General features: G+C 42.7%; 6 protein-coding genes. 5 read left to right on the forward strand and 1 reads right to left on the reverse strand.

Going from position 1 to position 6,249, the window contains the following annotated elements; translation table 11 throughout:
• Positions 1 to 147: 147 nt before the first annotated feature.
• The 5 genes from HMPREF9420_RS12085 (at position 148) to HMPREF9420_RS12105 (ending at position 4,698) form a co-directional block, all read left to right on the forward strand.
• Complete coding sequence (locus tag HMPREF9420_RS12085; protein ID WP_004339693.1) at positions 148 to 564, forward strand: hypothetical protein; 417 nt, start codon at positions 148 to 150, stop codon at positions 562 to 564.
• Between the two features lie 51 nt (positions 565 to 615).
• Positions 616 to 1,014, forward strand: a complete 399-nt coding sequence (locus HMPREF9420_RS12090; RefSeq protein WP_004339692.1) for a hypothetical protein — start codon at positions 616 to 618, stop codon at positions 1,012 to 1,014.
• Positions 1,011 to 3,074, forward strand: coding sequence for a bifunctional DNA primase/helicase (locus HMPREF9420_RS12095; protein WP_004338288.1), 2,064 nt, complete (start codon positions 1,011 to 1,013; stop codon positions 3,072 to 3,074). Before HMPREF9420_RS12090 ends, HMPREF9420_RS12095 begins: the two co-directional genes overlap by 4 nt.
• Entirely contained in the window at positions 3,062 to 3,370 is a 309-nt protein-coding gene (locus HMPREF9420_RS12100) for a helix-turn-helix domain-containing protein (RefSeq protein ID WP_004338289.1), read from the forward strand. The genes HMPREF9420_RS12095 and HMPREF9420_RS12100 overlap by 13 nt, the downstream gene beginning before the upstream one ends.
• Positions 3,371 to 3,744: 374 nt before the next feature.
• Complete coding sequence (locus HMPREF9420_RS12105; RefSeq protein ID WP_004352710.1) at positions 3,745 to 4,698, forward strand: Abi family protein; 954 nt, start codon at positions 3,745 to 3,747, stop codon at positions 4,696 to 4,698.
• Positions 4,699 to 4,739: 41 nt separating this feature from the next.
• On the opposite strand, the gene HMPREF9420_RS12110 is transcribed toward HMPREF9420_RS12105, so the two are convergent.
• A partial coding sequence (locus HMPREF9420_RS12110; RefSeq protein WP_007136016.1) for a helicase C-terminal domain-containing protein occupies positions 4,740 to 6,249 on the reverse strand: 1,510 nt, incomplete at its 5' end.

Raw genomic sequence — 6,249 nt, forward strand, 5'->3', positions numbered from 1 at the left:
CCATTGGGCAACACGGCAACAAATAACGCATAATGTTAAAAATGCAAAATGGCAATATAATGCCAATATTGGCAATTTAATATTCTTTCTAAAGCCCTATTTGTTAAGAACTTTGCAGCATTATTTCTAACAAAAAGACGGATACATATGAATACAAAGAAACAAAACTCCGGAAGTAATGCAAAATTCTACGTTGTACTTCCGACACTTGAAATCATGCTCTCCGCCAGCAAAAACTGCAAGCTAAGGGCAGGCTATGCCAATATGGAATATTCCAACTTTATGAAACACTGCAAGATGCAGACCGACCTTCGTATCAACACTTATGCAAGATGTGCGGCAGCCTTCGATATGGACGTGCTCTTGATACATCTCCCCAAGGGTATGATTGAGTCCATGATAGCAACCACGCCCCATAAAAGCCTTCGCTTCTCCACAATGGAGCAGGAAGATCTCATCGTCATTCTCAATCGGCTGTGCAAGCTGGACAGTAGAAGATTTAAGCAGCATCTTATGCAGTTATTGCACCAATTGGGGAAGGACTCTGAATTTCCAGACGGATGATAATCCACGGAGAGCAACTATTCAATCCTAAACTGAAAAGAGAAGTGGCATATGACAGAAGAAGACAATTTACAAAAGACGGTAATTGCAGAGTTACGCTCACTAAGGAACGACATGGAGCGGATAGCCGGCTTTATCGTGGAAATGAGACGCGATTATTCCGTTTTGGAGGATAAGATGGAACTCAGTTCCTCCGACGTCATCAGACTCTTGGGCATTTCGCGGGCATCCCTTGCCCGATGGAGGGACACCAACGCAATCCCGTTCAGGTATATATCATGCAACCACGTTGCCTATCCGTTCAAGGGACTTTACGTCGCCATCAAGAGCGGACGTGCCTCCTTCAAGGGTTTCAGACGAGTGGAAGCCCTACAACGGCTCAACGCCTACAAGGATGGTGTCCTTAAAGGATATATGGGTGATGGTCAAACTTTATTTGAGGAGCTATGAACATCAAAGAAGAAATACTGAGCCGAACCAACAAAGGACTGGATGTGTTCTGCTTCTATATGCCTATCGACTTTGTGCCAAAGCGCAATTTCCGAAATCCTATGTATGACGACAGGCGTGCATCGTGCAATATCTATCTCGACAACAAGTCCGGCTGCTACCGAATGAAGGACTTTGGCAACGATGCCTACTCCGGCGACTGCTTTTGGTTTGCAGCCACAATGCTCGGACTGGACGTGAGGAAAGACTTTGTTAAGGTGCTTGAAACCATAAATCGGGACTTGCAGCTGAATATTTGCATTGAAAGGAAAGAACATAGTAATCCCCACACAATGATGATGAAGCCTTGCAAACCACCCTTAGTACAACCACCTAACCAGCTCAAGAAGATGGAAGGTAAAAAATGGTACAAGCTAATTGAGCAATCTTTCAATGTCAAAGAACTAGACTATTGGGAGCAATACGGCATTGATGCTAAGACTCTGCAACGTTTTCATGTAAAGTCGCTTGCTCGCTATGAGTCTGTCTCCAATCAGGGAAAGCCGTTTACTCTTGGTTCTACACATGATGAGCCTATGTTTGGATATAGCATGGGGAAGTTTGTAAAAGTCTATCGCCCTAAGAGTAAGCTGCGCTTTCTTTATGGGGGTGAGAAAGTGAACGACTATGTCTTTGGCTTCCAGCAGCTGCCCAGCAAAGGGGATGTTGTTTTCATCACAGGTGGGGAGAAAGACGTGCTTTCACTTTCGGCTCATGGTTTCAACGCCATCTGTTTCAACAGTGAGACGGCACAGATTCCTGAGAATATCATCGAAGGATTGCAGCTTCGCTTTCAACACATTATTATATTGTACGATACGGACGAGACAGGTGTAAGGGAAGCTAAACGGCAGACAGATGCATTTGCTCAATACAAGGTATTGAGTCTAACCTTACCATTGCAAGGGGGTAAGTCGGAGAAGGATATATCGGACTTCTTTGCCTTGGGCAATGAAGCAAAGGACTTGAAAGTGCTTCTTAATGATATGTTCACCAATATGTATGCACAGACGATGATGATATTGCAATCTTGTGAGATAGACTACGATAATCCGCCAGACGCTTCAAAGTCGGTGGTGGCAGTAAATGGTGTTCCGCTTGGAACGCAGGACAATCTGTTTTGTATCACAGGTGGAGAAGGAACAGGCAAAAGCAACTACATTGCCGCCATCCTTGCTGGCACTCTTGGGAGAGAACGATTAAAGGCAGAGCAAACCTTGGGATTGGAAGTAACTGCCAACCCCAAAGGATTGGCTGTACTTCACTACGATACAGAGCAATCGGAGGCACAACTCTATAAGAACTTGGAGAAGACACTTCGCAGGGCTGGTATCAAGTCCGTGCCAGAGTTTTATCATTCCCTCTATCTAGCATCGCTATCACGCAAGGACAGACTGAAAATCATTCGTGAGAGTATGGACTTGTTTCATCACAAACACAGTGGAATTCATCTTGTGGTCATTGACGGTATAGCAGACCTGATACGCTCCGCCAACGACGAAACAGAGAGTATAGCCATCGTGGACGAACTCTATCGATTGGCAGGAATTTACAATACTTGTATCATTTGCGTACTCCATTTTGTACCCAACGGCATCAAACTCAGAGGACATATAGGGTCTGAACTGCAACGCAAGGCTGCGGGCATTCTCTCCATCGAGAAAGATGACAATCCCGAATACTCGGTCGTCAAGGCATTGAAAGTGCGTGATGGAAGCCCGCTAGATGTGCCGATAATGCTTTTTGGATGGGACAAGGAAGCCGATATGCACGTTTATCGTGGAGAAAAGTCGAAAGAGGATAAGGAAAAACGCAAGACCGATGAACTGTTGGCTGTTGTAAAGTCTGCATTCCGTGCCAAACTAAAGCTATCATATCAAGAGTTGTGCGATGTGTTGATGCGTGAAATGGAAATCAAGGATCGAACGGCAAAGAAGTACATTGCCTATATGAAAGAGCAGCGTATCTTGTCGCAAGACACAAGTGGTAACTATCAAAAAGGAGAATTATGTCATACATAGACCAAAGAACCGAAGATACATGGCAGAAACGCTTGTTTGACAAGCTGATGACTGTTGAGAGTAAACTTGACCATCTGCTGTTTTTGCAAGAGCAATCTGTCGATACGACCATTCACCCTCCATTGAAACCCGAATACTTGGACATCATCGACGTTTCCAAGATACTCAAAGTGGAGCAGAAGACCATCTATAACTGGGTTTGGGCAGGGAAAATCCCCTTTCTCAAGGCTAACGGTCGATTGCTTTTCCTTCGGGAAGAGATAGATGAAATGGTACGGAAGCGAGATGGCTGGTAATTGATTTCCTGATTAGATTATTTTTGTTGTGTAAATGCAAGTGTTTACACAACAAAATAATTACCTTTACAAGTAAAAAGTTAGTTGCGGATTTACCGCTCACAAAGATAACAGTACTCGCTTATTTCTTTGATAAGGAATTTACCATATATTGTTTGAAACTATTGAACCGATAAAGATAGGGTTGCAGACAAAAAATATTTGTAATTTCTACATTTGATGCTACTTTTAATGGAAAATTCATCGCTTGCAATGATTTTTTCGGCATTTTCCTTGCGCATTCAAAAAAAAGTGTAACTTTGCAGTCAATATGACCTCCCACGCTTCTCATCAGAACAGCGCACCCGGGGAGGTCTTCGAGTTTATATACGGTTATGAGGTACGAAAAGAAGCCCATAGACACATCTGAGCAGGTTAAAAAGTTATGCGATCGAGGACTTAATATTGGAGACGAAAAACTTGCGTCCCAATATCTTTATAATATAAGTTATTATAGATTACGAGCATACACATACCCTTTTCAAAATAACGGGGAAGGTGCTAATCACGAATTTCTGAGAAAGGACATTTCTTTTCAAGATGTGATAGACCTTTATTGTTTTGATAGGCGTTTACGCTCTTTAATCTTCAATGCCATTGAAAAAATCGAGGTGGCATTAAGAACAAGAATCGCCTTAACTTATTCCGTTGATGAAAATGACGCCTTTTGGTTTCTCAATCATAAGTTATACTTTCAGCACGATAAGTTTATCGCATTGACACGCAACGAGATTATAGATGATAAACCTGTTGTAGGGGATTTAATGAAAGAGGTCAAGCGAAGTAATGAGGAATTTATAGCTCATTATTATCAAAAGTATAGCGAACCTGCTTTTCCGCCAGCGTGGATGACCTTAGAGGTTGTTTCTATGGGAACATTGAGTAAGTTGTTTTTTGCTTTGGACAAGAATAATCCTTCTAGTAAAACAATCTGCAGAGATTTGGGACTATACAATGTCGATATTTTGAAGAATTGGATGCACGGTTTATCGTCTTTACGCAATACTTGTGCCCATCATAGTCGTGTATGGAATCGCCGCTTTACAATAGCCTTGAAGTTTCCTTATAGAACGAATTATCCTTTCTTGTCAAAGCAAGAAGCTGCAACGATAAGGGACAATAAGTTGTTTGCCTACTTATCTGTAATTTTGTATTTGCAGCAAATAATCAGTCCTGATAGCTCATTTAGAAAGAGTTTGCTCACCCTATTGGACAAATCTCCCAAATTGGTAGTTTTGAAAGATATGGGCTTTCCTGAAAAATGGAGAGAATACTCTTTGTGGAAATAATATAATACGATGGTGTATCAATTATGATACACCATCGCTATTTATCTCAGTCTGGATTTTACAATATATCCCTTACTTTCTTCTTGTTTGTTTCTATTATTCATAGAACTTGAATAAATTACCCCCTCCTCTTCCTTTTTAGTATTTGGGCTATTACTACTATTTTGTCTTAAATACTCGGGTTGGTCATTTTCGTTTGATTTTTCATTTTCTTCATTTGGTTCGTTCAATGTAAGTGCAATTTTTCTGTCAAGTTCTGCTGCCTCACCTTTGAGTGAGCGAAGCTCGTCCTCTTTCTTCCAAGAACTGTTGGCAATGTTGGTGTAAACGTCTTTGTTGGTCACGACCTTTGCCATTTCCTTCTCATGCGACTCTATCACCTTAGGGATACGCTCCAAGGCATTTACGAAGTTCTCGCAGGCAAGTTTCGGGTCTGCCGCTAACTTACCGTTATTATAAGTATAGTAGATGCTCTCCTGTCCCTTGACAAAGAAGCGGTTTATCGAGCAATCAAACAGATCCTTTGAACTGCTCTCCGTCTTGACCATGATGGAAAAGCCGTAAACCTCGCCAATCTTGTTGTACTCGCTCTTGGTACGAGCCTTTTCCTCTATCTCATGCAGACGGGCGGCGATGACCTTTATGTCGGTACTGTCCTCCACACCTTTAATGACAAGTTTATTGATAGGATTACCTTCTTTGTCACGCTCCACACGCTTCTCAAAGCACGCCAAGTCTGCCTTGGCTTCCTTGATCTTGTCTGAATGGAAAGACACGGAGCTGTCAATCTCCGCCAACTTGCCCGTTGCGGCATCACGCTCACGGAGGAAATTCTTACGCTCTGATTCCAGCGTGGCAATCTTCTTGTCGAGTTTGGCTTTCTCTAACAAGTCCGTATTACCAGATAGCACGGCAACATACTCTGAAAAGTTCATACCGCTATCCTCGTCCATCGATCCCTCGTCAATGGTACGACTACCGAGCGTGTTGGTCTTCAACTGATTGATAAACAATTGCTTGTTATGTAGTAGGTTGAACTTATAACTGTCCAACGACCGCTCCACGGCATAGATAATCACATCGACCTTGTTGTCAGCAAATTCTTTGGCAACCATATTACCTTTACGAATTGCCCGACCATTTCGCTGCTCCAAATCTGAGGGTCGCCAGGGTGTATCAAGTTGATGCACCGCCACCGCACGCTGCTGGGCGTTGACACCCGTTCCAAGCATAGAAGTAGAACCGAAAATGATGCGGATGTCTCCACGATTCATCGCTTCTACCATCGCTTTTTTGGCTTTCTCGTTCTTGCACTCCTGAATAAAGCGTATCTCGTAAGACGGGATATGATAATCTTCTACCAATTTACGCTTCACCTCAGAATAGATATTAAAGTCTCCGCCGGGCTTGTAAGTACCCAAGTCAGAGAACACAAACTGCGTACCCTTCTGTGCATCATACTTCTGATAGTAGTCATTAAGTAGCTTTGCACAATGGCTTGCCTTGTTGTCAATATGATCCGAGTACCCGTTTTCGTCTATCATGCGTAGA

The organism is Segatella salivae DSM 15606 (genome assembly GCF_000185845.1).
Taxonomy (GTDB): Bacteria; Bacteroidota; Bacteroidia; order Bacteroidales; family Bacteroidaceae; genus Prevotella; species Prevotella salivae.